We start from the raw sequence: 25,476 nt of genomic DNA, 5'->3' as shown, positions 1-25,476 counted from the left end.
GATGCTTTCCGACGACGAGTTCCTCGGCGGGAGCGCTGCGGGCGGCGGTGCCCTTCTGAACGACGACGAATTCCTTGGCGGCGCGCCAGCGGCGGAAGCCAAGCCGAAAGACGGCGGCTCGTTCATCCCGGAGGTCGGCAAAGCCGTCGCCGCTGGTGCGGTAAGCACCGTCGCCTCGGAGATCAAGGGCGCGGCCGGCCAGAACTCGGCCATGCTGCAATCCCGCATCGACGACGCCAAGGCGCGCATGCGGGCAATGGACCTGATCGACGCCGGCAAGCCCGTCCCTGCCGACTTCGGCGACGAACTGCTCGGCACCCAGGGCGAGGTCTATCTCAACGCCAGCCCGGAAGAGCGCAAGGGCCTGCGCGAAAGCCAGCAGCGCGTGATCGCCACGGCGGCCGACCCCTACACTGGTGAGGCGGCGCCGAGCCCCGGCCCGACCGGCGACTTCAAGGGGTTGATCGAGCCTGGCAACATCGACCTCGCCAAGCGGCCGATCGTGAAGAACGACGATGGCACGATCAGCACTGTCCGCTCGATGTCCTATGAGAACGACGCCGGGCAAGAGGTGCTGATCCCGACCGTGTCGGAAGAGGGCAAGGTCCTGTCGAACCAGGAAGCCATCAAATACTGGGGCGAGAAGGGCAAGTTTCTCGGCAAGTTCGACAATCCCGACGATGCTACCGCCTATGCCCTGGCGCTGCACGAGGCGCAGGACAAATTCTATAACCGGCCCGAAACAGGCCTCGCCGATGCGCCGCTGTTCAAGGCCGGCGCCGCCACGCAGAAATGGTCCGACGAGCAGTTCAAGGCCGCCAAGGATTACGAAGGCACATGGACGCGGGCGATCTCGGAAGGGCTTGGCTCAACTGTGCCCTTCCTGTTGTCGCGCGGAGGGACCGGCCTTGTGCTGGGCTCCGCTGCCTCTTCCGGCCAGCAGATCGATGATGCCATCGCGCACGGCGCGACCAAGGAGCAAATCCTCGAAGCAGTGAAGCTGGGCGGGCTGCCCGGCCTCACCGAGCAACTGCCGATCGAGACGCTGTTCGAACGCATCCCGTTGCCGCTCTATGGCAAGATGGCAAGCGCCATCGGCAAGGTGTTGGCCCAGGCAGCGGCCGAGGGCGGGCAGGAAATGCTCCAGCAGGTCGCCCAGAACCTGATCGCCTCTTATGTCTACAATCCCGATCAGGATATCAGCGAGGGCGTTCTGCAGGCCGGTGCCATAGGCGCCATCGTCGGCGCCGGCATGAAGGTCGTCGAGCCGCATACCTACAAGAACGAGGGTGCGGGCGCACAGGGCGCACCGCTCAAAGGACCAAACGTCCCGCAGGGCGCGGCTTCGGCCGACACGCTCTTCGGACAGGAATCTGCAGGCGAACCTCCTCCCTCGTCAGCAGATACGGCCGCAGGCGGTGCTCCTCCCCCGTCTGCGGCCACCGATATTGACCGGCCGAATAGCCCGCGCCTGACTGCGGAGGATCGCGCTTCGCCGCTGCCGAATAACCTCATCGACGACGGCAAGAAGATTTTCGAGGAGGCGTTGGCAGGCGGCAGGAAGCAGCCGACCACCGCAGAGGATGTCGCCCCGCTGGACGGCCAGATCATCACGCCGGCGCAGCAGCGGGACGCGGAGAAGCGCGTCGCCGACATTGCGGGCGAATTCGGCCAGCCAGCCAGCCAGCGAGGGCGCCCAGCGCTCGAACACACCATCGACGGCTCAGTGACAGCGGCCGAGGGCCCGAGCGCGTCAGCGGCCACGCCTGCCCGCGCGCTGTCCGATCGCGAGTTCATCGACGGGATAAGCGCGATCGACGATGCCGCGCATTTCGCCGCCACGTCACCGCAGAACGATCTTGCCGAGCCGACGCAGGCGATGAAGGAGGCGGGCAATTACGCCAAGGGGCATACGACCGTCGGCGGCCTCGATGTGTCGATCGAGAACCCGCAGGGATCCACCCGCAGCGGCGTCGATCCGAACGGCAAGCCGTGGACGCAAGAGATGCAGTCTCACTACGGCTACATCAAAGGGACCGTCGGCAAAGACAAAGATCACATCGACGTCTTCATAAAGCCCGGCACGCCGCCGGAGATGGCGGATGCTGCGCCGGTTTTCGTCGTCGACCAGGTTGACCCCAAGAGCGGCAAACTGGACGAGCACAAGGTGATGATGGGCTTCGCCACGCAGGCCGAAGCCGATGCCGGCTACCACGCGAATTACCAGAAGGGCTGGAAGGGCGCTGGCGCGATAACGCCGACCACGCTCGGCGAGTTCAAGGGCTGGCTTGCCAATGGCGACACGACCAAGGCGTTTGGATCGCAGCAAAGAGTTCTGGATGGCGAGATCAGCACGCCTGCCGACCAGATGCGCGATTTGATCGACGAGGAAGTCCGCGACAGTCTCGCGGATGGCTATATGGACCAGACCGGAGACCAATCGGCCGTCAATGCTGCAATCAGCAATGTCCGCAGCGAAATCGCCAATGGTGAGACGCACGCGCCGAATGGCGCACCGTGGGCGGAGGTCCTTTCGAGGCTGGAACAGCGCCAAACTGGTGGAAAGACTGCGCCGAAGGCAATCAACATCAAGCAGCGCGCCGCGCCGGCGCCGACCGACATCATCCAGTTCCTTGCCCGGTCTGGCGGCATCCAGGATTTCAAGGGCGAGCTCCGCGCCATCGACGCGCACAAGGTCTTCGTGCCTGGTGCCGGCAAGCTCATGCGCGAGAAGGGCATGCCGCTCGACAGGGCTCGCGAGGCGGCGGCGCAGGAAGGCTTCTTCGACGCAAAGTATGGCGACCGCGACACCGCTTCCGAGAAATCGACAGTAGCGGATTTGCTGGATCTGATCGCGGAGACGCGCCGCGGCAATCGGCAATACGCCAGCGGCGAGCAAGGCACCGCGGCCGCGCCGGAGAAGGTTGATCGCCAGCAGGAAGAGGTCGAGGCCGCCGCCAAAGACTACGGGCTGACGCTTGACGAAGACCTGACGTCCAAAATTCTGGACCGGATGGCGAACGGCATGGCAGCGGATGAGGCCATCGTCGACATTCTTGAGCGCGAGACAGTTGACACCGAGGACGACACGCACGACTTTAAAGGGCAAGGAGAGCCAAGCCTTGACGACATCCCGTTCGACATCAAAGCCCCGCTGGACGCCAGAGCAGCGGGAGAAGATCGCGAAGGCCCACAAGATCAGGGCCGTGACCGGAAAGAACCTGTCGAAGGAGCAGCGCGCGAGGCTGCGCCGCAGCGCGAGCAATCTGGAAGCGCTGAACAAGATGCAGACCGGCAAGAAGGCGTAAAGCCCTCAGCAGAACTCGTCCGCCAGAACGGCATCAACGCCTACCGCAACATGAGCATGACGCCGGAGAGGCGCGCCGATCAGGATATCCGCGCCTTCGAAGAGCACATGGCCGAGCTTCGCAAGGAACTATCTGCCCGAGCAGAGACTCCGGAGCAACGCGCCATCCTCGACGATGATCTCGCTCGCTACCGCGAGGGCTATGTCACCCGACAAAACATGGTGTGGTCGGCCAAGTCGCGTACCGCCAGCCCAATGGTCACCGGTCCGGCGCGCTTCCCTGTTGATCGCAATCGCAAGGCGATGGACGCGGAAGCCAGGCGCGTCACCGAATTCCTAGACTGGCAGGCGAAGGCTCAGGCATCTATCCGCAAAAAACTGGCTCACGCTCGCACCGAAGAGCAGTCGCAGAGCGACGAGTGGGTCAGTCTTAAGCGCGATCTCGATTTCAATATCCGGGTAATCGGCGAGGTCGATTCCGGCAAGAATAAGTCCGCAGATCGCAGGACCTTCACAGACGGCATCAAGCGCAGGATCGAGGTACGAGCCGATCGCGGCGAAGTCACTCTCGCAAAGCAGGCACTCGCATACGTGCGCGCCGAGCAGGAGAAGTTCAGCAAGCCGATCTTCTCCGAGAATAACTCGGTTTGGCAGATTGCCGAGCGTGAGGAGAAGGCCCCAGAGGCCAAGCCGACGGGTATTGAGACCGTAGCGGAATACCAAGGCGCCACGGTGGTCGATAATCGTGACGCTGAGCGAGTGCAAATCATCTTCGATGATCGGCCGAGCCGAGAGATTGCCGAAGAACTTAAGAAGTCTGGCTGGCGTTGGAGCCCGTCGAGCAACGCGTGGCAGCGGCAGAACACGGCGAACGCGCGCTATAGCGCCACCTCAGTCCTCAAGCGTCACTTCGAGAAGGCTGAGACCGCTCCAGCGCAGGCAGAGGAACCGGGAGCGGAAGGTAAGCCGCAGACCGTGATCCCTGGTGCGGAGAAGATTTCGCAGGCCGAGCAAGCCCAGCGCGGCGCCGACGAGCGGTTGAAGCCGAAGGCTCCGCAGAAGGACGCCGGCGAACTCTTCGACACGCAGGCGCGCTCCGAGCGACAGGACGAGCTTTTCAAACTCACACCAACCGACACCTTCCGCACACAGGCGCAGGACGTCGGCAAGCGCCTCCGCGCCGAACTCGACCGGCTCGGCCTGAAGGACATCGGCCTTCGCATCAGCGAGAACCTCGGCCTCATGGTCGAAGGCAAGATGCACGCCGCCGACGGCTCCTACTTCCGCAAGCTGATCAGCATATCGCTCGACGCAGACAATCCAGACTCCGTGCTGGACCATGAGGCGATCCATGCGCTGCGCGATGTCGGCGCCTTCACCAAGGACGAATGGGCGATCCTTGAGCGCAAGTCGCGGAAGGAATGGGTCGACAGGTACGAGATCGCCGACACCTATGGCCAGTTCCCCGAATGGGTGCATGTCGAGGAAGGCGTTGCCCACGCTTATGCCGATTGGCGCGCCGGCCGTTCGATGGACGGCATTATAGCCAAGGCGTTCAAGAAGATCAGGGGCATCATCCAGGCGATCGGCCGCGCCTTCGGCAAGGATTTCCGTTCGGCCGAGGATGTGTTTGCGCAGGTGGCCAGCGGCGAGGTGGGCAACCGATCCGGTGATGCGGACGCCAACCCCGTCGGTGCCGGCGGCCAGCCGCTGTTCCAGTCGGCGTGGCACGGCACGCCGCATGAGTTCGATCAGTTCTCCCTCGACAAGATCGGCACCGGCGAGGGCAATCAGTCGTTCGGCTGGGGCCTCTATTTCGCTGGAAAGAAGGAGATCGCCGAGCATTATCGCAAGGGTCTGTCCTACAACCAGATCGTCCGCGATTTCCGCGAGGCGTTGCCTGACGACGGCGATTTTTCCGATGTGCTGGATTTGGTAGGCTCCGGGCATTTCACGCCCTATCAGGACCGCGTTCTGAAGGCTCTCGATGCCGATGACTGGCTTGGCTTCGACTACCCCTCACAGGCTATCTCCGCCGCCTATCGCCATCTGGATGATCACGATCCATCGCAAGGGCTGCGCGATGCCATCGCGAGCAGCGGGAAGCTGTTCAAGGTCGACCTGCCAGAAGACAGCGAGTTGATGGTTTGGGATAAGCCGCTCAGTGAGCAGCCGGACGCAGTCAAGACGGCCATACGATCGATGTCATCGCCGAAGACCGGCCTATTCTCCAGCGCGATCAAGAAGTTCCGATCCGAGCGGCTTGACGACATTTTCGCCGGCAAGGACTGGGATACGATCACCGCGCAGGAGTTTTACGGCGCTCTCAAGCTAGCGCTCGGTAGCGACAAAGCGGCGTCGGAATCACTCCGCGCTGCCGACATTCCCGGCCATCGCTACCTTGACGGCCAGTCGCGCGCGGCCGGCGATGGCACCTTCAACTACGTCATCTATGACGACACCCGCGTCAACGTCGAGGAACGCTTCAAACTGCGCTCGGAGCCAAAGACCGCAGAAGACCGGCAGAAGACCATGCAGGGCATGATTGCCCGTGGCCAGCCGCTCGACAGGGCGCTGCGCCTGCCATTCCAGCTCCTCGGCGGCGTCGACGCAAAGGGCCGGTGGAAACCCGGTCTGTATGTGACCGACAAGGCGGCCAAGATCATCACCACCGCCAAGATCGACCCGGAAGGCCGCTTTGGCTGGCTGGCCGGCCCGGTGGAGGCCGCGCGCGCCGGGCTGGTCGATCGCTATGGTCTCTCCCCTGAATACATCGAGCGCGACCGCCAGCGCCACATGGACGAGCGCGCCATCACCATGCGCGGCGCCGAGGTGCTGAAGACGCTGGCCGATCAGAACGTCGGCCCGAACGAGGCGCGTGTGCTCCAAGCCATCCTCACCGGCGAGGCAGTGACCGACAAGGACATGAGCCAGCTTGCCGAGCCGATCCGGCAGGCGATCGACGAACTGGGGCAGGAGGCGGTAGCGCTGGGCCTCGTCAGCGCCGAGAGCTTCGAGCGCAACCGGGGCACTTATCTTCACCGCGTCTATTCCAAGCACGAGGCCGAGCAGAACAACCTGCAAAAGCTCGTCAGCCAGATCATGGGCAGCAAGCGCAAGAAGATACTTGGCGACACGCTCAAGGGCAGGGGCCTGTTCTGGGAGGTCGACGCCGCACGGCTCAATGGCGGCAATGTCGCGAAGGGCGAGAAGTACCGCGTTCTCGACAAGGTGTCGGCTGCGGAGGATGGCGGCAAGGTCACCAGCCGCGTCTATCTGCCGTCCGATCAGGACCTGCCTTCGAAATACGCCGGCAAGGAATGGCGCGACAATGGCGTCTGGGAAGCCCGCCAGATCGGCAAGGGCAAGGTGACGCTGTGGCGCGACTACAGCCAGGCCGAGCGCTCCAAGATGGGCGAAATCCTCGATGCCCGCTACACAATCGGCAAGACCTACATCCACATGGCGCACGACCTCGCCGTCGGACGGTTCTACAAGGACATCGCCGAGAACGAGGATTGGGCGACAGCCAGCGAGCCGGCCGCCAAATGGGTTGAAGCCGACCAGCGCAGCCGGCTCGTGAACGATCGCGAGACGGCATGGGTCAAGGTGCCGGACACCACCATCTCCAACACCGGCGGCAAGAAGCGCTGGGGCGCGCTGTCCGGCAAATGGGTCAGGTCCGAAATCTGGCGCGATCTCAACGAGATCGACATCATGAACCGGCCGTCGACCTGGCGCATGCTGTTGTCGCAGTGGAAGCTCAACAAGACCGCCCGTTCGCCAGTCACGCACATGAACAACGTCATGTCCAACCTGATGCTGATGGATATGAACGACGTCCGCATGCAGGACCTGCAGGCCGGCCTTCGCTCCTTCATCAAGAAGGACCAGCACTGGAAGGACGCCAACGAGCACGGCGTCTTCGGCGCCGACATGATGACGCAGGAAATCCGCGACAACGTTCTGAAGCCGATCCTCGAAGAGATGGAAAAGCAGGGGCAGGACGGCGTGCAGAACTCGTTCCTCGCCCGCGCCGGCATCCTGGGCAAGTTCGCCGACCGCCTGTGGAGCCTGGCAAAGACCGCCGATCGCAAGATGATCGACCTCTACCGGATCGAGGACGACGTGTTCCGGCTGGCGAGCTATCGGGCCGGCGTCGCCCGCGGCGAAAGTGCTGAGCATGCGGCGCTGGCGGCACGCGAGCAGTTCTTCGACTATGACATCCGCGCCCCGTGGGTGAATGCGGCGCGCAATTCGCTCTTTCCGTTCATCTCCTACACCTATCGCGCCGTGCCGCTGATTGCTCGAGCGATGGCAACCCGGCCATGGAAAATCGCCAAATACGCCATGGTCGCCTATGCGCTCAATGCGCTGGCCTATGCATGGGACGATGATGCCGATGAGGACAAGGAACGCGCCAGCCTGCGCGATGAAGAGCAGGGCAACACATGGCTCCAAACGCCCCGCATGATGCGGATGCCCTGGCGCAACAAGGATGGCCTGCCGGTCTTCCTCGATGTGCGGCGCTGGATCCCGACCGGCGATATATTCGACACCAACCAGGGCTCGTCTGCCTTGCCCATTCCGGCGCCGCTGCAATTCGGCGGCCCGCTGATGCTGGCCTTCGAGCTCGCACTCAACAAGAGCGGCTTCACCGGAGACCCGATCACCAACGACCTGACCGATACCTGGTTCGACAAGTCCAGCAAGGTCGGAGATTATCTCTGGAAATCGTGGCTGCCGTCGGCGGCATGGGTGCCGAACTCCTGGTACTGGACCAAGATCGAGAACGCCGCGAAGGGCGCCACCGATGCGAAGGGCCGGCCTTACAGCCTGCCGGAGGCGGTGTCTTCCTCCTTCGGCGTCAAACTGAAGCCGCAGGACGTCGAGACCGGCATATTCTGGCAATACAAGGATATGAAGGATGTCGAGCAAGCCCTACGGGCAGAAGCTCGAACGCTCGCCCGGCAGCGGGATCGTGGGCTCATCTCGCAGAAGGCATTCGATTCCGGCATGCAGGCGCTGCTCGACAAGCGGGACGTGCTGGTCGAACATGTGAAGGAATTGCAGCGGGCCACCCGCAAGAAATAGGATTGCCGTCGCCAGGCCGATCCATGCGCCTGCGTCTGTCGGCAGGCGCCGCCCCCATATTGTCCGATAGAACAGCCAGCGGTGCAGGCGCATCCCCGAGATCGTGCCGCTGGCGAGTGTAATCGCCACGCCGACAACAACTATACCGAGCGGGATGTTGACGCTCTCGGCGCCGAAAGACGAAATCACCATGGAGCCCAGACTATAAGCATTCGCAGCGCTAAATCAAAGAGGCTGCCCAGTCATGCCAAGTTTCAGCTCAGCATCCGCCGCATCGGTCGCCAAGGCGCACCCTAAGATGCAGGCGATACTCAATGAAGCCATCAAGCGGATCGATTTCCGTGTGCTCGACAGCACGAGGGGCCGCGCCGCCCAGACCAAGGCTTTCCTGACCGGGCATTCCAAGGCGAAATTCGGCCAGAGCGCGCACAACTACGCGCCGTCGATTGCAGTCGACCTCTTCCCTGCGCCCTACGACTGGAAGAACCGCGCCGCCTTCGTCGCGCTCTACAACACGATCGGCTTCTACGACCCTGCCACCAACAAGGGCAAGGGCATCGCGCTCGAGATGAAGATCGGCGTGCGTTGCGGGCTTGACTGGCACATGGACGGCGTCAATCCGGGCGACGACTGGGACGGCGGCCACTACGAACTGCACCCGTGGCGCGACTGGGCCAAGCAATCGCATTTGGTCGAGGACTGACCAATGGCCTTGCAGACCGGGGAGCCGTCGTGGAAGTGGCGCAGGATCATCATCTACACGGTGCTGGTCTGGGCTTGCTACCAGCTCTTCCTGCTCATCGACGCCCAGGACACCAGGCTCAACGAAACCATCGCATGGGGCTGGCAACTGATCGTCATGGTGCTGGTGACCGGCTACACCGGTTTCGCGACAGCTCAGGACATCGCCGCTATCTGGACGACGCGCACTGCCCGTCCCTATTCGGATCCTCCGCAGGAACCAACACCGCCGCCACCGGCGGATAATCAGACGGTCGTGCTGGTGCAGCCGAAGCAAACGCCGGGAGGCGAATGATGTCGATCCTTTACTACCTCCTTGGTGGCGTAGGCGGGGCGCTACGCCTCGCTGCCGGTGCTGCGGCGGGTGTCGCCTTCGCTTACCTCGCAATCGTCCCCTTGGAGCGCGCTGACGCCAGACGAGGCTATGTGCAGGAAGACCGGGCAATCGCGGCCGAGGCGAAGCTGACCGAAGTCCAGCGTCAGGTCGCCGCTGGCCAGATCGTGATCGCCTCCTACCAGGAAATTCTCAAGAACGCTCGGGCAAAGGACGCCGCTGATGACGCGCAACTCGCCAAGGACAGGGCAGAATTCGAAGCCAAGGTTGCTGCTGCTGGCAGGGCTTGGAATCTTGATCAGTCTGACGTCGACTGGCTGCTCCACTAGCGCAGCCCTGAAGAAGGCGGCAACGGACAAGGGCATTGCCGCGGCGCGCGTGACGTTGCCGCCACTCCCGGATGACTGCCGTGCGCGGGAGCCGCATGCACCAATCGCAGTCGGCGACGAGGTGCGTTCCGTCCTCAAAGCCGAGCGTCGGCAACTCGACAAGGCAAATGCGCGCGTTGGGCGCTGCGCAAGCCACTATGACACGACCGCGAAGGCGCTGAAGTGATGGGCATGGAAGGACTTCAGAACCTCGCCGAGCCGGTCGTTCGCCGCTGGTTGATCGTTGGTGCCATCCTGCTGGCCCTCTGCATGGGAATGATCCTGGCGCTGACCATCCGGCCGGCTGCCGCGGCGCAGCTCTCCTGCGGCCCGCTGGAACTGCTGCTCAAGCAATTGGCCGAGCGCTACCACGAGTTCCCGGTGATGACCGCCACCAACCAGGACGGCGCCAAGGTGCAGGTGACGCTCTCGGATGCAGGTACCTTCACCGTGCTGCTCGGCGACGGCAAGGGCGCCTGCGTCATCCTCGCCGGCGACAAGGCCGAATTCGACAACGGGATATAGGGCGCACACATGCCGACATCGGGGTCAAAGAGCTTGGAAATGATGATCGGCGGGCTTCTGGAAGCCACCCAGAACATGCAGCGCGACATCACCGAGATCCGTCGCGACATCAAGGAAAGCGATTCCCGGGCAGCGCTAAGCTACGAGCAATCGGAACACCGCGCCGCGGCCAGCCGATCAAAGATCTACGCCAAGACCGACGAACTCGTCGACCGTGTCACCGCCACCGAAGCGGCTGTCAGCAAGCTCAATGATGACATGGCGAGCGTCAAGGAGGTGACGGCCGAGGTGACGCGCTGGAAGCTGATGGGGCTCGGCGCTCTTGGTGTAACCGGCATCGCGGCGGGCGCCATTGCTTCAGCGGTCACATACTTCTGGGCCGACATCTGGCGCGCGCTGCGCGGCGGCTGATCTTTCCCGCTCCCAAGCCATGCGCTATCCTTGGCATCATGCCAACGCTTCAGGATGCCATCTCCCAAGCCGTAGACGCCCAGCCAGGCCATGTGTCGATCGCTGAGGCCATAAGGCGCGTCCGGCAGATAGTCCGCACCAGCGCGCCAGACGTCGAGCTTCAGAACCTCATAGGCACCGCGGCAGCCTACAGGTGGAAGCCTATCCTGTTTGACCGGGTGAAATGACGGCCAGGATAGTGGTCAAGGCTGACTATCCGGGGTGAGGGAAGCGACACATCGAAATGGGGTGACGCACAAGTTGATGTGAGAGCCCCATCATTTCCCCCGCCAAAGCAATATGATGTGATCCCCACCACCTCAGAAAATCCCTAACACCCACCTCGACACCTCTACAGCAGATACGAGGATGAAGCCGACGAGAGCAAGCCAGAGGATCAGGCTGACATCGCCCGGAAATCTGCTCATGGGCGCGCAAGCTGGTTATCGAGATCGTAGAGCGCTTCAGCCTCATTGAGATAGACCGCAGCCTGATCATCGACACATGCCGGCCAAACCACCCAGCAGACCTTGGCGGTATCAACCATGCGCACAGGCTCTCCATCTGGCATCTGAAGGCCTATGCCGATAATCGCGCCTAGCGTCGTCTTTTCGATTGCGGGGTCCATCCAACCTCCTACAGGGGGTGATGCAAGGGCGGGGCGAGATGCATACTTGGCCCGCTGGATTGCCCGGTTGGTGATCGCTGCCCGTTCCAGGTTTAATTGCTGCCATCGCAGTTTGGCGCCGTCCGCGAGCCGCAGTGTATTCCGCTCTTCCTCGGTTAGGAAATCACGCCAAGGCCATTTCTTCGGGCGCCGCTCAAACATCTCCATTCTCCTTATTTATAGCTGCTCAGGAAGGGCGGACGACAGGAAGTCCCACGGAAAGTGCCACGGGATAGGTGCGTCCGTATGTCAAGGTGTTGAAACGCCGAGGGAAATCGCGCCAAGCGCCACTTTTCCCAAACCAGATGCGCTACCAGGCTGCGCTACACTCCGAGGCCCTGCGGCGTATACGGTTCCGGACCCTGTCGCGCAACCCCTAAAACATCAAACGGGGCTTGGCGGTATGCGCTCCCGCGCAATCCTGGCTGCGATCGCCTTGGCCTGGATGCGAGCATTGGCGAAGCAGCCACGGATGCTTGGCCGCATGCCGGTGAACCACAGGCCCGGCAGTTTCGGGTCGCTGTCGGCGCCGTTGAACAGCGGCACGCCCTTTTGGTCGAGCACGCCGAGCTTGCCCAGCATGGCCTCGAGCCCGGTGCGGTAGCCGGTCGCGGCGATGACGATATCGGGCTGGATCGTCGCGCCATCGTCGAAAACGACCGTGTCGCCGGTAAATTCCCGCACGGTTGGCAGCACGATGATCCTGCGGTCCTTGATGGCATCGACGGCGCCGTCATCGGTGGCGATGGCGGTATAATCCGACGCCAGCCGGCTTGCGCCGCCCGAAGGCGTCGGCGGCAGGCCGTAGGCCGTGAGGTCGCCGAAGGCCCATCGCTGCGTCGCCGCCATCACCGCATCGGCGAGCTTGAACGGCAGCCGCGCCAGGATCGGCGAAAATCGGTGGACGGCGATCTGGCCGAGGCGCTTGGGCAGCAGTGCCGGACCGTTGCGCGCCGACAGCCAGATCTGTCCCGCGTCGGCTGCCACCAGGTGATTGAGCACGTCGAAGCCGGAATTGCCGGCGCCGACGACCAGCACTTTCTTGCCCGCATAGGCCTTGGCGTTACCGAATGCGGCCGAATGGATGATGCGTCCGGCAAAGGCCTTCATGCCTTTCCAGGCCGGGATGAAGGGCTGCCGGTCGCGCCCGGTGGCGATGACGACATGGCGCGCCAGCCGCGGCCCGGCACTGGTCCGCACAAGCCAGTGGTCGCCCTCGAAGCCAATCTCCTCGACCGCGATGCCGAACTCGACCGGCAGCCGGTGCATGGCGTGGAATTCGTTCAAATGGCCGATGATGGTGTTTCGGTGCGGAAAGGCAGGGGTGCCGGCAGGAAAGGAAACGCCCGGCAGCGCCGAAAGGTCGCGATGCGTGTTGAGATGCAGTCGCTCGTGCCGCCCGTGCCATGGCTCGGCCAGCCGGGCTTCCTTTTCCAACACCATCACAGGCACGCCGGTCTTGAGCAGCGCATGGGCTGCGGTCAAGCCGGCTGCCCCGGCGCCGATCACGATCGCGCCGTCGAAAATCGCTTGGCTGTCGGCCTCGGCGTGCAAAATCCCTGCGTCCATGCCTCTTTGTGTCGCCATCATGACCATGACTTTTGATGCTACGCCAGTGTATCGGGCCGATGCCGCTGCCGAAGCGGCCTGGTTGCAGGCCGCTTCGGCCTTGCCGTCGGCAGTGTTGCACAGTATTGACTGAAATAAGGCGGCGCTACCGCCAACGCAGCTACGAGGTGCCCATGTCCGCGCGAATTTTCAGCCCAGCCAAAACCGCGATGCAGTCCGGCAAGGCCAAGACCGGCCATTGGGTGCTGGAATTCGATCCCGCCCAACGCAAGAAGATCGACCCGCTGATGGGCTACACCACATCGGGCGACATGCTGAGCCAGATCAGGCTGACCTTCGACACCAGGGAAGAAGCGGTGGCCTATGCCGAAAAGCAGGGGCTGGCCTTCCGTGTCGAGGAGCCGAAAGAGACCAAGCGCCGGCAGATTTCCTATGCGGAAAATTTCCGCTATGACCGCAGGATACCCTGGACGCATTGACCGGCGGTCAGCGCCTGGCACATAGACACCAGCCGGCCAAGATATCAAATGCCGGCCAGCGGTCCCGTAGCTCAGCTGGATAGAGCACCGGCCTTCTAAGCCGATGGTCACAGGTTCGAATCCTGTCGGGATCGCCAACAACTTCAAAGAGATAGTGTGGAGGCCTGAGTGGGAATTGAACCCACTACGTCGGTTTTGCAGACCGATGCGTCACCGTCCCGCCCTCAGACCATGGCTCCTTGTGCATTGACCGCGACAGCTAGTCAACTTGGCCGGCCTCTGCTCGCAGGTTCGGACCGCGATCCGGCTGCCACCAGTCGAGATGTTCGGAACGCGGCTCGCGTTCAGGCGTTTGTTGCTGATGGCACCGAAAACCCCGACCATTGCGCGCATCTGGCGCGGCAGGACCTCGCCCGGCAGGGCCGACGCCTATGAGCGCTACAATTACGAGGTCGGTATCAAGCCGCTGATCGAGAAAGCGCTGGGCGTGCAGACTTTTCGCGAGGACACGCCGACGCATTCGGAATTCATCACCATCTCCTATTGGGAGAGCGTCGAGGCGATGGCCGCCTTTACCGGCGGCGATCCGCAAAGCATCCACCATCTCGACCGCGACAAGGAGTTCCTGATCGAATTGCCGAAGGGTGTCCAGGTGCTGCGAATCCGTTCCAGCCACGGAATGGTTGGCGGCAGCTGATGTTTGCGGGCTTTGACGCCAGGACCGTTCAAATGGAGGAGACATCGATCTTCGTCAGGGCCGGTGGCTCAGGGCCGCCGCTGCTGCTCCTGCATGGCTTTCCCGAAACGCATGTTATGTGGCGGGACATCGCCGTGGCATTGGCGCCGCACTTCAGCGTGGTTGCCGCCGATCTGAGAGGCTACGGACAAAGCGGCTGTCCGGCTTCCGGAGCCAATCATGCCGCCTATTCCAAACGAGCGATGGCGCGCGACATGGTGCAGGTTATGGACGTTCTCGGTTTCGACCGTTTCATGGTTGCCGGCCACGACCGTGGCGGTCGCGTCGCCTACCGGCTGGCGCTCGACCATCCCGAAACCGTGTCGAAAGTCGCCGTTCTCGACATCGTCCCCACGGCCTCCGCCTGGGATCGGGCCGATGCCAGGTTGGCGCTGGCCTTCTGGCCGTGGAGCCTGCTCGCCCAGCCGGAACCGCTGCCGGAGCGCCTGTTGTCCGCAGCACCCGACGCAGTTGTCGACAATGCGATCGCCGGCTGGGGCTCGGCTCCAGATGCTTTTCCCGCTGAGGTCAGGGCCGCCTATATCGAGGCGCTGCGTGATCCCGCCCATGCCCACGCCATCTGCGAGGAATATCGCGCCGCCGCCGGCATCGACCGCGAGCACGACGCGCAGGACCAGGCTGACGGCCGTCGCATCAGATGCCCGCTGCTTGCGCTCTGGAGCGGCGAGGGCGGGTTGGAGAACTGGTATGCGGAGGAGGGCGGCCCGTTGGCGATCTGGCGGCAATGGGCTGATAACGTCGGAGGCGGCTCGGTCAAGGGTGGGCATTTCTTCCCGGAAGAGCACCCCGAAGACACGGCTGCAAGGCTGTCGAGATTCTTCGCAAGCTGACTGCGGGCCGATTGCTAAAATCCGGGCCTGTGTGTTCCTGTGTCGACTATCTCAGATGGCCGAGGGATTGCAGGATCAAAGTGCTCGAAAGACCAAGCAGGGCGATACCGTACAACCGGTCGATCCACACGGCGTTTGGCCCAGCCAGAAGCCTTGCAGCCCGCGCGCCAAGGGCTGCGTAAAACGTCAGCACAAACACATCGGCAAGCGCGGCGATAATGGCCAGGATGCCATACTGGATCGCGATAGGCTCATCCACGCGGACAAAATGCGGCAGGATCGCGGGGAAAAGCAGCCAGGCCGCCGGATTTGTGACCGCCACCAGGAAGCAGCGCCCAATGAGTGCCTTGGCTGAATGGCGTGTTTCGGGAAGGTTAGGGTTGAACGAAGGTCGGGATGCGGTGCGCAGGGTACCGATGGCGACGAAAAGCAGATAGCCCGCGCCGAACATCCTGAGAGCCGAGAGATAGAATTCCGAAGCCAGCAGAAGAGCGCCGAAGCCCAGCGCGACGATGCTGATAAGAACGAAATCAGACAGTACGACGCCGGCCATGCCGAGAAACGCGCGCCGAAAACCGTAGCGGGAGCCGTTGGTGATGGCGAGCACGACGTCCGGTCCCGGAACCGCCATTCCGAGCACCGACACGAAGGCAAATGTCACCAGCGGCAGGTTTCCCATGACGCTGCGTAATGTACCCGGCGCTCACCGTCCGTAACGCCCTTCACACAGCGGCTTGGCGATCGCCGATTGTTGTTGGCCACCTTGGCTCAGTGCCCGTCGCGCATCTTAACCACCACAGTCCGCACCGCCAGCACCAGCACGGTGATGATGATCAGGATCACCGAGAGCGCGGCGATCGCCGGGTCGATGTTGTCGCGCAGGCCCATCCACATCAGCCGCGGCAGCGTGATGGCGTTGACCGAGGTGATGAACAGCGTGACGCCGATCTCTTCCCAGGACAGCACGAAGGACAGCAGCGCGGCGGTGACGATGCCGAACTTGATGTTGGGCATGATGATGCGCGTGGCGCGCTCCCACACGCTGGCGCCAAGGCCGCGCGCGGCAAGGTCGATGCGGCGGTCGAGCTGGCTGAGCGAGACCAGGATCAGCACCGTGGCGAAAGGCACCGTCATCACCGAATGCGCCATGGCGACGCCAAGCCAGGTGTCGTAGCCGAAGAACGAGCTCATGCCCGAGATCGACGTCAGCAGGAAGTAGAGCGTGATCGCCGAGACCACCGGCGGCACCACCATCGGCAACAGCACGAAGCCGACAAGGGTGGCCGTGAAGCGCGGCTGGAACATCCAGACGCCAAGGCTGAAGCACAGCGCCAGCACGGTGGAGATGACGCTGCTGACGATGCCGATGCGGATCGACAGCAGGATGGCGTCGAGCCAGCGCGGATCCTCGATCAGCGCGCGGTAGTGGCGCAGCGACAGCTCGCCCGTCGGCATAGCCAGCATGCGGCTTGGCGTCAGCGACACCGGGATGACCGCCAATAGCGGCAGCAGCAGGAATAGCGCCACCAGCACGGCGAGGATCAGCGAGACGGGACCGGGGCGATAGGTCGGCATCAGATCAGTTGCTTCGGTCTGACATAGCGGAACAGCAGCGCCATGAGCGCGCCGACGAACAGCACCAGCACGACGCTGATCGCCGCACCCAGTCCCCAGTCGGGACTCTGGAAGATGCGGAGATAGATCAGCTCGGCGATCATCACGCTGCGGCCGCCGCCGAGGATCGCCGGCGTGACGAAGAAGCCGAGCGAGAAGACGAACACGATCATCGCCGAACCGATGATGCCGGAGCGCGTCATCGGCACGAACACGGTCCAGAAGGTGCGCATGCGGCTGGAGCCGAGCCCGCGCGCCGCGAGCAGCACGCGCTCGTCGAGGCTGCGCATGGCGGAGGCCAGCGGGAACACCGCGAATGGGATCAAAAAATGCGTCATACCGACGATGACGCCGAACTCGTTGCGCACCAGCGCCAGCGGCTCGGAGATGAAGCCGATCGATTGCAGCCAGGTGTTGATCAGGCCGCGGTTGGACAAAAGCGCCACCCAGCCGAAGGCGCGGGTCAGCACCGAGATCCAGAAGGGGACGAGAATGCAGAATTCAGCGATCATGCGCTGTGCCGGGCTGCCGCGCACCCAAACCATGGTGATGGCGTATGCCGCCGCCACGGAAACCACGGTGACGATCAGCGCGATGCGCAGCGTGCGGATGAACACAGACTGCACCAGGGCATCGGTGGCGAGCGCGCCATACTGGCCGAGCCCCGGTGTCGGCAAGGTGACGCTCCACTTGACGACGCCGAGGAACGGCCAGGCGTAGGCCAGCACAAGGAACAGGAGCAGCGGCGCCATCAGCACCGCCGCGCCCATCCTGTCGGAGAGGGTGCCTCTCATCGAAGCTCGTGCCCGGCCTGGTCAGGCCGAGATGATCTTGGTGTATTCGTCGAGTGCTGCCCCGTAATTCTTGGCGTACCAATCCATGTCGAGCGCGATCTGCTTCTTCATGTTTTCGGGATCGACCGGGTTGATGCGCTTCTTGTCGGCGGGGATCAGCGCGTCGGCGGCCGGATTGGCCGGGCCTTGTCCAAGCTTGTCGAACATCACCAGTTGCTTCTCCGGATCCTGGGCGCTGGCGATGAACTTCATCGCTGCGTCCTTGCCGCCGGGGTTGCCCTTGAGCACGGCCAGCGCGCCGGGCGAAATCAGGCCTTGGTCCCAGATGAACTTGATCTTGCCGCCCGAGTCCTGCTCGATCAGCGAGGCGCGGGTCGACCACACGATCGCCATCGAGGCTTCGCCGTTGAGCAGCACGCTCTGGCTCTCGGCGCCGCCGCCCCAATAGGCCACGACGTTTTCCTTGAAGGCGGCGATCTTGTCATGCGCGCGCTTCAGGTCGAGCGGGTAGAGCGAGGCCGGCGCGATGCCGTCTGCGAGAAGTGCGGCTTCCCAGCTAGACACGCCCCATTTGTAGAGCGAGCGCTTGCCCGGAAACTTCTTCACGTCGAAGAAGTCGGCCATGCCGGTCGGCGCGTCCTTGCCGTATTTCTCCGAGTCATAGGCGATGACGTAGGAGAAGAAATAGGTCGAGGCCGCGTATTCCCAGCCGAAGCCTTCACGCATCTTCTTCTTGTCGACGATGGCGTAGTCGATCGGCTCGAGCGCACCCTGCGCGCCGAGCGTGATGGCCGAGAATGGGTCGACGTCGACGAGATCCCAGGTCGGCGCGCCGCTCTTGAACTGTGCGGCAATCGCGCCTTCGGTCGGGCCCGAACCGTCCATTTTGACGGCGATGCCGGTGTCCTTGGTGAAGGCCTGGCCATAGGCGGCGTCATAAGCGGTGAGGGCATCGCCACCCCAGTTGACCAGCACCAGTTCCTTGGCCTGCGCAAACGCGCCGGTCGAGCGCAGCAGCATCGGCGTGCCGGCCAGCACGAAGGCTGCAAGCTGGGTGAATTGCCGGCGCGAAATCTCGCCGCGCACAGCCCGGGCGGATAGCGCGTCCATGGCTTGTTTTTTGCTTTGGTCTGTCATTTTAGTTCCCCTTTTTCGTTGTTGGTTCCGGTGGTTATGGCGCGCTCCAGATTCTTTGCTGGAAGACTTCGCCGTTCTCGTCGTCATCCTCCGTCCGGAAGGAGGAAACCCTTTTCCGCCGGCCAGGTCAGCCAGACGGAATTGCCTTTGCTCAGCGCCGCCGCCGCGACCTCGTTCGGCACCGAGACGGTCACCTTGGCGCCCTGGCGCGTCGTCAGATCTAGCTTGGTCGCTGCACCCAGATAAGTCGAGCCGATGGCGGTGGCGGCGATGCCATTCTCGCCGGTGACGGCTTCGCGCGCGATCGACATATGTTCGGGCCGGATCGCCAATATGGCGTTGCCGTTCACCGCCTCGGCATTGCCGCGCAGCGTGATCGCGCGGTCTTCGCAGAGCGCGGTCGCGCCATTGTCGGCGCGCTTCACGCCCTTGAGCGGCAGCATGTTGATCTCGCCCAGGAACTCAGCGACGAAACGATTGGCCGGCCGGTCATACACCTCGTCCGGTGCACCGACCTGCAGCAATTTGCCATGGTTGAAGATGGCGACGCGCGACGACAGCGCCAGCGCCTCGCTCTGGTCGTGGGTAACGAAGACGAAGGTGGTGCCGGTCTCCTGATGCAGCCGCTTCATCTCGGCCTGCATCTGGCCGCGCAGGCTCTTGTCGAGCGCTGAGAACGGCTCGTCGAGGAGCAGCACGCCGGGTTCGAACACCAAAGCACGGGCCAACGCCACGCGCTGCTGCTGGCCGCCGGAAAGCTGCGCCGGCAGTTTCGTCTCATGGCCCTTCAGCCCGACGCGCTCGATCATCTCGGCGACGCGGCGTTTGATCTCGGAGGCCGATTTCTTGCGCACCTTGAGCGGGAAGGCGATGTTGGCCTCGACCGACATATGCGGAAACAGCGCATAGCCTTGGAACACCATGCCGGCGGCGCGCTGCTCTGCCGGCCGATCGGTGATGTCGAAACCGTCGCTGAAAAGCTTGCCGGCGGTCGGTTGCACGAAGCCTGCCAGGATCATCAGGAAGGTGGTCTTGCCCGAGCCGGAGGGGCCGAGCAGCGTCAAAAACTCGCCACGGCCGATATTGAGCGTCAGGTCGTCCAGCGCCCGGAACGAGCCGAAGCTCTTGCCGATCCCGATTGCCTTGATCTCTGCGGCCCGGCCGGGTTGCTGCATCCTGCCTCTTCCTTGGTCGTAGCTTGAGCGTAGGGCAGGGCCCCGGCTCACCGCAACCGAATAGTTTTCGCCTGATCGGCAAATTTGATTCACGGATGGGAGGCTAGTACGGGCTGATCCGGTTCTCCGACAGCTTCGACCTCAACCACCCATTGAATGCTTCCAGCACCGGGTGGCTGGCCTTGGCATGTTCCGACACCAGGAAATACGAGCGCGGCGAGGGGATCGCGATATCGAAGGGGCGCACCAGACGGCCTTCGCTCAGCGCCCGGCGGCTGGTCAGCTCGTCGCCCATGGCGATGCCCTGGCCGGCGATCGCCGCGGAAAAAACGAGGTTCATGTCCGAGAAGAAGATGCCGCCTTCGGTGTCGGGGTTTTCCACCTTGGACAGCGCCAGCCAGCGCGCCCAGTCCTCGGTGTCGCCGAGATGCAGGAGATTGGCGCGCAGCACGTCGGCCGGTTTTGAAAAGCCGCCGACCTTGTTGAGCAGTGTCGGGCTGCAAAGTGGCGTGAACGAGATTTCGCACAGCAACTCCACCGAGCGGTTCGGCCAGTTGCCGACGCCAAAGGCAATGAAGGCATCGGCGTCCGGATTGCTGACATCGTCCAGCCGCCTGGGCGTCAGGATCGACAGCGCCACGTCCGGATACATTTGCCGGAACTCGCCGATATGCGTGCATAAAAACAGAGAGGCGAAGCCCGGCGTGCAGGAAACGGCGAACGAGCCGCCGACGCCCGTGCCGGCCTGGCGCGTCACCGCATCGCCGAGCACCGTCAGCGCCTTTCTCACATCGGCGGCATAGCGCTGGCCGCGCGGTGTCAGCGCCACGCCCTTGCCGATGCGCTCCAGCAGGTCGAAGCCGAGGTCGCGTTCGAGCAGCCGCAACTGATGGCTGACGGCGCTGCGGGTCAAATGCAGTTCATCGGCTGCGCGCCAGACGCTGCCGTGACGGGCAAAACTGTCGAGGGCGCGCAACGCCTGTGTGGAAGGTATTCGCAAGAGGCCTCAGGTGAACCGAATTTGCATGAACCGGAAAAACATATCACTTTTTGCAATGCCGCTTCACTGCTTTCTTGGGCCGCATGGAGAAACCGGTGACGACCTCGGCGCAAGCCACCGCGCTTGCCTGTCTCGATAGCATCCAGCCGTCGCTGTCGGCGTGGACGCGCACCATTTTCGATTTCGGCGAAACAGCCTGGCGCGAATACCAGTCGGCGGCCTGGTATGTCGCGCGGCTGAAGCATGAGGGCTTTTCGGTCGAGGAAGGGTCGGCCGGCATGCCGACCGCCTTTTGCGCCCACTGGACGAATGGCCCGGGGCCGACCATCGGCATGTACGGCGAATACGACGCGGTGCCCGGCAACTGCCAGGACGCGGCAACGGTGAAGCGATCGCGGCCGGGCCTCGGCAGCGAGGCCGGCGGCCACACCGATCCGCATTCCGGGCTTGGCATTGCCGGCCTCGGCGGACTTCTCGCCACCAAGGCGGCAATGCAACGCCACGGCATCAAGGGGACGCTGCGCTTCACCGGCGAGCCGGCCGAGAAGGTCAGGGGCTCGAAGCCGATCCATGCAGCCAAAGGCTATTATGACGGCCTTGCCGGCATGATCTCGTTCCATCCCTTCTATATGCTGCCGCTCTGCAACACGGCGCGTTGGGACACGCATTGCGGCGCGGCCTACGCGATGATCTACCGTTTTGTCTGCGACGAACCCGAAAACTGGGTTCGCGCAAGCGATGGCGCGCCGATCCCGCAGGCGCATTCGGCGGTGCGGGCGCCCGGTGCCAATGACGCGCTGATGGCGATGTACATGGCCTCCAAGGCGCTGCGCGATTCCATGCTACCCCACCAGGGCGGCTGGTCGATCAGCGAGGCGATCCTCACCGCCGGGCAGGCGACCGCCGACAATCTGCCGGCGGGGCTGGCCGAGATCCAGTACATGATCCGCGTGCCGACCATTGCCATGGCAGAGCAGGTCACCGCGGTGCTCGACCGTAATGCGGCCGCGGCCGCGGCGATCAGCGGCTGTCGCTACGAGCGCCATTGGGTGACGAAGTCGCGGCCGGGCCTCGCCAATCACGTCATGGCGGGGATTGCCTATGAGGCGCTGTCCACCGTCGGCGCGCCGAGCTGGGACGAGGCGGCGAAAGCGATCGGTCGCGAGGTCCAGGTCAATGCCGGCGGCACCGCGACCGAAAACCCTTTCATCGACGAGATGGAGCGGCTGATTTCGCCGCAAGAGGCCGAGGCAATCCTGCGCCGCGATTTGCCTCCGTCGCAGATCAACTCGACCTCCGACGACTACACCGACATGTCGTGGCACACGCCGACCGCACGCTTCTATGTCGCCCGCCCGGCGCTGCGCTCCGCGAATGGCCATGCCTATCCATCCTGGGCGATGAACGCGCTGGGCGGTATCTCGGCCACCATCGACCCGATGGTCATCTGCGCCGCCAAGACGGTTGCTCTTGCAGCCCTCCGCCTGCTCGAGGACAAGGCCGCGCGCGATGCGGCCATGGACGAATTCGTCACCCGCACCGGCGGCGGCATTGGTGGCTCCAACTGGATCGCGCCGCTTTGCGACTATGACCCGCCGATCAATTTCCGCTGGCCGGAATATGTCACCACCGCGCGCGGACGCGATTGGTGGATTCCGAGCAGCCAATCCAATCAAGCTGCATAGTCAAATCGAGGAGAACCTTATGACCGTCCATGACCGCATCGTCGCCGAACCGTTCTCGCTGCAGCGCCGCAATCCCGCCGGCGGCACCAAGCCGCTGACGTCATGGGGCTTTGCCAACGAGACCGACGTGCTGACAGACGTGTTGCTCGGCTCGCCAAACTTCCTGCGCCACCTCTCGACCAGCTCGCTGTCGCGCAAGCATTTGCGCGAAGCGCCCTGCAACGTCCAGATCGCGCAGGCGCAGCACAAGGACCTCGTCGCCGCCTACGAGCATTTCGGCGTCAACATCCACTGGCACGAGCCGACGCCGGAACTGCCGATGCAGGTCTATTCCAGAGACTCCAGCGTCATGACGCCCTACGGCGCCTTCATCACCGCCATGGCCAATTGGTGGCGGCGCGGCGAGAACTATGCCGCCATCCGCACCTATGAAAAGCTCGGCATCCCCATCTACGACATGGTCACGGCTGGCACCTTCGAAGGCGGCGACTTCAACGTCATCGAGGAGGGCGTGGTGCTGATCGGCTGCGGCGGCGCCCGCACGCAGGAAGAGGGCGCCCGGCAGGTGCAGGACTGGTTCGAAAAGGAAGGCTGGGAAACGCGCCTCGCCTTCATCGACGAATACTATGTCCATATCGACCTGATGGTGGTGCCGATCGCTGAAAAGCTCACCGCGGTGTGCCTCGCCTGCACCGAGCCCGGCATTGTCGACTGGCTGAAGGGCAAGGGCCACGAGATCATCGACGTGCCCTTCCAGGACACGATGGCGCTCGGCTGCAACTTCATGTCGCTGGGCAAGGACAGGGTCATCGCGCCGACGTCGAGCCAGTCGCTGATCGGCCAGCTCAAGGCACGCGGCTTCGAGGTTGCTGCCGTCGACATGAGCGAGATTTCCAAGACCGGCGGCGGCATTCACTGCATGGCGCAGGCGCTCAAGCGCGAGCCGGCGTAAGGGCACGAATTGCCGCCGGGACCTGTGACGGACTGCTGTCAGATTTGACAAAACAGGCCCGGCAGAGGAAATTGATGCCGTTAGAGGAGGGATTCTGTGAAGAAAACTTACGAAAAGCCGAGTCTGGCCAAAGCCGGCAAACTCGGATCGCTGGTCGCTTCAAACCCGTCGAAGCCCGCCCCCTGAGCGCAACCAGCCGCTGAGGCCGAAATTCGGTCGTCCTGGTTATCGACGACCGGATCGCGCTGTATGATTGAAGGGAGCCCGCCGGCTTTGAACGGCGGGCTTTTTGCTTTGCGCCAGAGCGCTGCCGCGTCAACTGGCTAGCCCAGTCTTCCCGACCCTGAATTGAACTTGCGCCGGGCGTTTTCCAGATGCGCGCGCATCGCCTGGCCGGCCGCTTCCGGGTCGTGGCGCTCGATCGCCTCGAACACCGCCTGGTGGCCGGCAAAACTCCTGTGGTTTTCGATCTTCGTATTGGCCACGTGGATGCGCTGGTTGATCAGCCATTCGACCTAGCCGATGATTTGAAAACCAAGCCAGCTTTCCCAAAAGATCATGCTCAAACAAAGCCATAGCGCGAAGACCACATGCGCGCCGTTCCCGCCCGCTCGGCGATCAGGGAGTGGCTGGCGTGAGATGGCCGCGCTGACGACGGAACGAGATCGCCTCGTATGGCCGGCCGGACTCGCGACGGCGTGGTCCGGCCGGAATTCCATCTGCTATGCGGGTATCAATACGGCGATGCGATGCACGCCGACCTCCTTGCTTGTATTCGTCGCTTCATCGGTCTTGCCCTTGGAGCAGGTGTACATATCACCCGTCTTGAGCTTGAATTCCTTGTCCGCTTTCTTGATCGTGAATGCACCTGAGGTAATGGTGCACACCATGTCGTTGTCCATCACGGTTTGAGGAGCATGTGCTCCGGGCTGAAACACAACGTCGATAATTGCGATGCTCTTGTAGGCGGGAATGTCTGCATTGCCGGTGCCGACCTCCACCACCCTGACACCGGGCGCAATCTCCTTGCCCTCTTTCGGGCCGTATTTCTTGATTTTTGCCGATGCCGCCAAGGTGAACAAAGGCGCTACCGCGGCGGTCGTCAGACCGAGGGCAATTGCAGACCTGCGATTCATGGTTTTCATTGCATCCTCCCGATGCTCGTCATGCATGGATATGCACGATCCTCGATATATTAGCACAAACGAATTTACTTGTATGCAAAGTGGCTGTGGCGCAGGCCAGCAAGGAAATGCTCCGCCGGATAATGTCGCTTCACTGTACCTTTTGCCGGAATTTCGAATGACAGGTCGAGCAATCCTGCAGGATGAGATGCAGGATATGCTCCGCCGGCAGTTTGGTCGGATCGGCTTCCTCTGGAATCGAGCGCTTGCCGAGCAGGCTGCCGCCGCCCATCGCCAGGCCGGTGCCCATGCGCATGTCATCGGTGATGACGGCCGGCGCGCTTTCGGCCTTGGCGGCCAGAGCGTCGGCCAGCGTTCCGATATGATTTGCCAGGGCCTCGAATTCCGCCCGTGACTGATCGATCTCCAGCCTGGCCTGCGAAGGCGGTCCAAGCGAGCCGCTCGGAAATTCGGCAATCAGGGCAGGGCCGGTGCGAGCGCGCAGCGTGTCCGCTGCCGCCTTGAAGGCTGCGGCGTCATAGGGTTGCCTGCGGTCGAACATGCCGGCAATGGTTTTCGCAGCCGCCGCCATCTCCTTCATCGACGCCTGGCGGGCCGCGACGATCGGCCCGCTGCCGACGGAGGCGCCCATCGTAAGGGCACAGACCAGCCACAGCAGCGCCGCTTTCACAGTCCATCTCACGGCGCCATGTCCTTGCCCCATCCATCCGTGCTCAGCCAGCCGCAGCAGGGGTTCGACCTGCAGTCGGATTCTTCGGTCGTGATGCCGGTTCTCATCGGTAAATTTCCGTCGCCGGAGGTCTCCGTCTCTGAGCAGATAGACCTTCCAGCCACCGGAAGGTCAACTGATTGA

22 protein-coding genes and 2 tRNA genes are annotated in these 25,476 nt (G+C 63.2%); 12 read left to right on the top strand and 12 right to left on the bottom strand.

What is annotated here, in order from left to right; all coding sequences use genetic code 11:
* The first annotated feature begins 1 nt into the window (after position 1).
* From NL532_RS24020 to NL532_RS23990, 6 genes are all read left to right on the top strand, one after another.
* Entirely contained in the window at positions 2-8,401 is an 8,400-nt protein-coding gene (locus NL532_RS24020) for a pyrophosphatase-like OB fold-containing protein (protein ID WP_245270256.1), read from the top strand.
* Positions 8,402-8,645: 244 nt separating this feature from the next.
* Positions 8,646-9,104 (top strand): M15 family metallopeptidase domain-containing protein, encoded by a 459-nt coding sequence (locus tag NL532_RS24015; protein ID WP_023828932.1) that lies wholly within the window; start codon positions 8,646-8,648, stop codon positions 9,102-9,104.
* 3 nt (positions 9,105-9,107) lie between these two features.
* The gene (locus NL532_RS24010; RefSeq protein WP_023828931.1) at positions 9,108-9,437 is read left to right on the top strand and encodes a hypothetical protein; all 330 of its coding nucleotides are present in this window, start codon (positions 9,108-9,110) and stop codon (positions 9,435-9,437) included.
* Positions 9,437-9,805 carry a hypothetical protein gene (locus NL532_RS24005; RefSeq protein WP_031203021.1) on the top strand — a complete coding sequence of 123 codons (369 nt, stop codon included), beginning with the start codon at positions 9,437-9,439 and terminating at the stop codon, positions 9,803-9,805. Before NL532_RS24010 ends, NL532_RS24005 begins: the two co-directional genes overlap by 1 nt.
* Positions 9,806-10,036: 231 nt before the next feature.
* Positions 10,037-10,369, top strand: coding sequence for a hypothetical protein (locus NL532_RS23995; RefSeq protein WP_155923801.1), 333 nt, complete (start codon positions 10,037-10,039; stop codon positions 10,367-10,369).
* 39 nt (positions 10,370-10,408) lie between these two features.
* Positions 10,409-10,780 carry a DUF1515 family protein gene (locus NL532_RS23990; RefSeq protein ID WP_245270254.1) on the top strand — a complete coding sequence of 124 codons (372 nt, stop codon included), beginning with the start codon at positions 10,409-10,411 and terminating at the stop codon, positions 10,778-10,780.
* A gap of 463 nt (positions 10,781-11,243) precedes the next feature.
* Here the strand turns inward: NL532_RS23990 and NL532_RS23985 are convergent, their stop codons facing one another.
* Together NL532_RS23985 and NL532_RS23980 are read right to left on the bottom strand one after the other, a co-directional pair.
* Complete coding sequence (locus tag NL532_RS23985) at positions 11,244-11,648, bottom strand: hypothetical protein (RefSeq protein ID WP_031203017.1); 405 nt, start codon at positions 11,646-11,648, stop codon at positions 11,244-11,246.
* A 222-nt stretch (positions 11,649-11,870) separates the two neighbouring features.
* The gene (locus NL532_RS23980; RefSeq protein ID WP_023695547.1) at positions 11,871-13,055 is read right to left on the bottom strand and encodes a flavin-containing monooxygenase; all 1,185 of its coding nucleotides are present in this window, start codon (positions 13,053-13,055) and stop codon (positions 11,871-11,873) included.
* Positions 13,056-13,228: 173 nt separating this feature from the next.
* Between NL532_RS23980 and NL532_RS23975 the strand changes: the two genes are divergently transcribed.
* Together NL532_RS23975 and NL532_RS23970 are read left to right on the top strand one after the other, a co-directional pair.
* The gene (locus tag NL532_RS23975; protein ID WP_023670294.1) at positions 13,229-13,534 is read left to right on the top strand and encodes an ETC complex I subunit; all 306 of its coding nucleotides are present in this window, start codon (positions 13,229-13,231) and stop codon (positions 13,532-13,534) included.
* Positions 13,535-13,594: 60 nt separating this feature from the next.
* Positions 13,595-13,671 (top strand) — tRNA-Arg (locus tag NL532_RS23970).
* A 20-nt stretch (positions 13,672-13,691) separates the two neighbouring features.
* On the opposite strand, the gene NL532_RS23965 is transcribed toward NL532_RS23970, so the two are convergent.
* Positions 13,692-13,765: transfer RNA gene (locus NL532_RS23965), tRNA-Cys, on the bottom strand.
* 130 nt (positions 13,766-13,895) lie between these two features.
* Here NL532_RS23965 and NL532_RS23960 point away from each other — a divergent pair.
* The gene (locus NL532_RS23960; RefSeq protein WP_023828923.1) at positions 13,896-14,231 is read left to right on the top strand and encodes an antibiotic biosynthesis monooxygenase family protein; all 336 of its coding nucleotides are present in this window, start codon (positions 13,896-13,898) and stop codon (positions 14,229-14,231) included.
* Entirely contained in the window at positions 14,231-15,121 is an 891-nt protein-coding gene (locus NL532_RS23955; RefSeq protein ID WP_023828922.1) for an alpha/beta fold hydrolase, read from the top strand. Before NL532_RS23960 ends, NL532_RS23955 begins: the two co-directional genes overlap by 1 nt.
* 46 nt (positions 15,122-15,167) lie before the next feature.
* Here NL532_RS23955 and NL532_RS23950 read toward each other — a convergent pair whose 3' ends face one another.
* The 6 genes from NL532_RS23950 to NL532_RS23925 all read right to left on the bottom strand — a co-directional run bounded on the left by NL532_RS23950 (position 15,168) and on the right by NL532_RS23925 (position 20,841).
* Positions 15,168-15,752, bottom strand: coding sequence for a LysE family translocator (locus tag NL532_RS23950; RefSeq protein ID WP_280790699.1), 585 nt, complete (start codon positions 15,750-15,752; stop codon positions 15,168-15,170).
* A 137-nt stretch (positions 15,753-15,889) separates the two neighbouring features.
* Positions 15,890-16,696, bottom strand: coding sequence for an ABC transporter permease (locus tag NL532_RS23945; RefSeq protein WP_023828921.1), 807 nt, complete (start codon positions 16,694-16,696; stop codon positions 15,890-15,892).
* Positions 16,696-17,529 (bottom strand): ABC transporter permease, encoded by an 834-nt coding sequence (locus tag NL532_RS23940; RefSeq protein ID WP_023828920.1) that lies wholly within the window; start codon positions 17,527-17,529, stop codon positions 16,696-16,698. Before NL532_RS23940 ends, NL532_RS23945 begins: the two co-directional genes overlap by 1 nt.
* 21 nt (positions 17,530-17,550) lie before the next feature.
* A complete protein-coding gene (locus NL532_RS23935; RefSeq protein ID WP_023828919.1) occupies positions 17,551-18,666 on the bottom strand; it encodes an ABC transporter substrate-binding protein in 1,116 nt (371 codons plus the stop codon).
* Between the two features lie 83 nt (positions 18,667-18,749).
* Positions 18,750-19,841: an ABC transporter ATP-binding protein gene (locus NL532_RS23930; RefSeq protein WP_023828918.1), complete on the bottom strand. Its 1,092-nt coding sequence runs from the start codon at positions 19,839-19,841 to the stop codon at positions 18,750-18,752.
* A gap of 103 nt (positions 19,842-19,944) precedes the next feature.
* On the bottom strand, positions 19,945-20,841 hold the full coding sequence (locus NL532_RS23925; RefSeq protein ID WP_023684774.1) for a LysR substrate-binding domain-containing protein: 897 nt from the start codon (positions 20,839-20,841) through the stop codon (positions 19,945-19,947).
* A gap of 83 nt (positions 20,842-20,924) precedes the next feature.
* On the opposite strand from NL532_RS23925, the gene NL532_RS23920 reads away from it, so the two are divergent.
* Together NL532_RS23920 and NL532_RS23915 are read left to right on the top strand one after the other, a co-directional pair.
* Complete coding sequence (locus tag NL532_RS23920) at positions 20,925-22,526, top strand: zinc-binding metallopeptidase family protein (RefSeq protein ID WP_031203015.1); 1,602 nt, start codon at positions 20,925-20,927, stop codon at positions 22,524-22,526.
* A 19-nt stretch (positions 22,527-22,545) separates the two neighbouring features.
* Complete coding sequence (locus tag NL532_RS23915; protein ID WP_023693913.1) at positions 22,546-23,478, top strand: dimethylarginine dimethylaminohydrolase family protein; 933 nt, start codon at positions 22,546-22,548, stop codon at positions 23,476-23,478.
* Between the two features lie 323 nt (positions 23,479-23,801).
* On the opposite strand, the gene NL532_RS23910 is transcribed toward NL532_RS23915, so the two are convergent.
* From NL532_RS23910 to NL532_RS23900, 3 genes are all read right to left on the bottom strand, one after another.
* Complete coding sequence (locus tag NL532_RS23910) at positions 23,802-23,963, bottom strand: FCD domain-containing protein (RefSeq protein WP_023828916.1); 162 nt, start codon at positions 23,961-23,963, stop codon at positions 23,802-23,804.
* A 237-nt stretch (positions 23,964-24,200) separates the two neighbouring features.
* Positions 24,201-24,623, bottom strand: a complete 423-nt coding sequence (locus NL532_RS23905; protein WP_023684778.1) for a hypothetical protein — start codon at positions 24,621-24,623, stop codon at positions 24,201-24,203.
* Between the two features lie 130 nt (positions 24,624-24,753).
* Positions 24,754-25,305 carry a cytochrome c gene (locus tag NL532_RS23900; protein ID WP_031199434.1) on the bottom strand — a complete coding sequence of 184 codons (552 nt, stop codon included), beginning with the start codon at positions 25,303-25,305 and terminating at the stop codon, positions 24,754-24,756.
* Positions 25,306-25,476 lie beyond the last annotated feature (171 nt).

This window comes from Mesorhizobium sp. C120A (genome assembly GCF_030323105.1).
GTDB lineage: Bacteria > Pseudomonadota > Alphaproteobacteria > Rhizobiales > Rhizobiaceae > Mesorhizobium.
The sequence above is the reverse complement of the archived record's forward strand: the minus strand, read 5'-3'. Positions and strand labels throughout refer to the sequence as shown.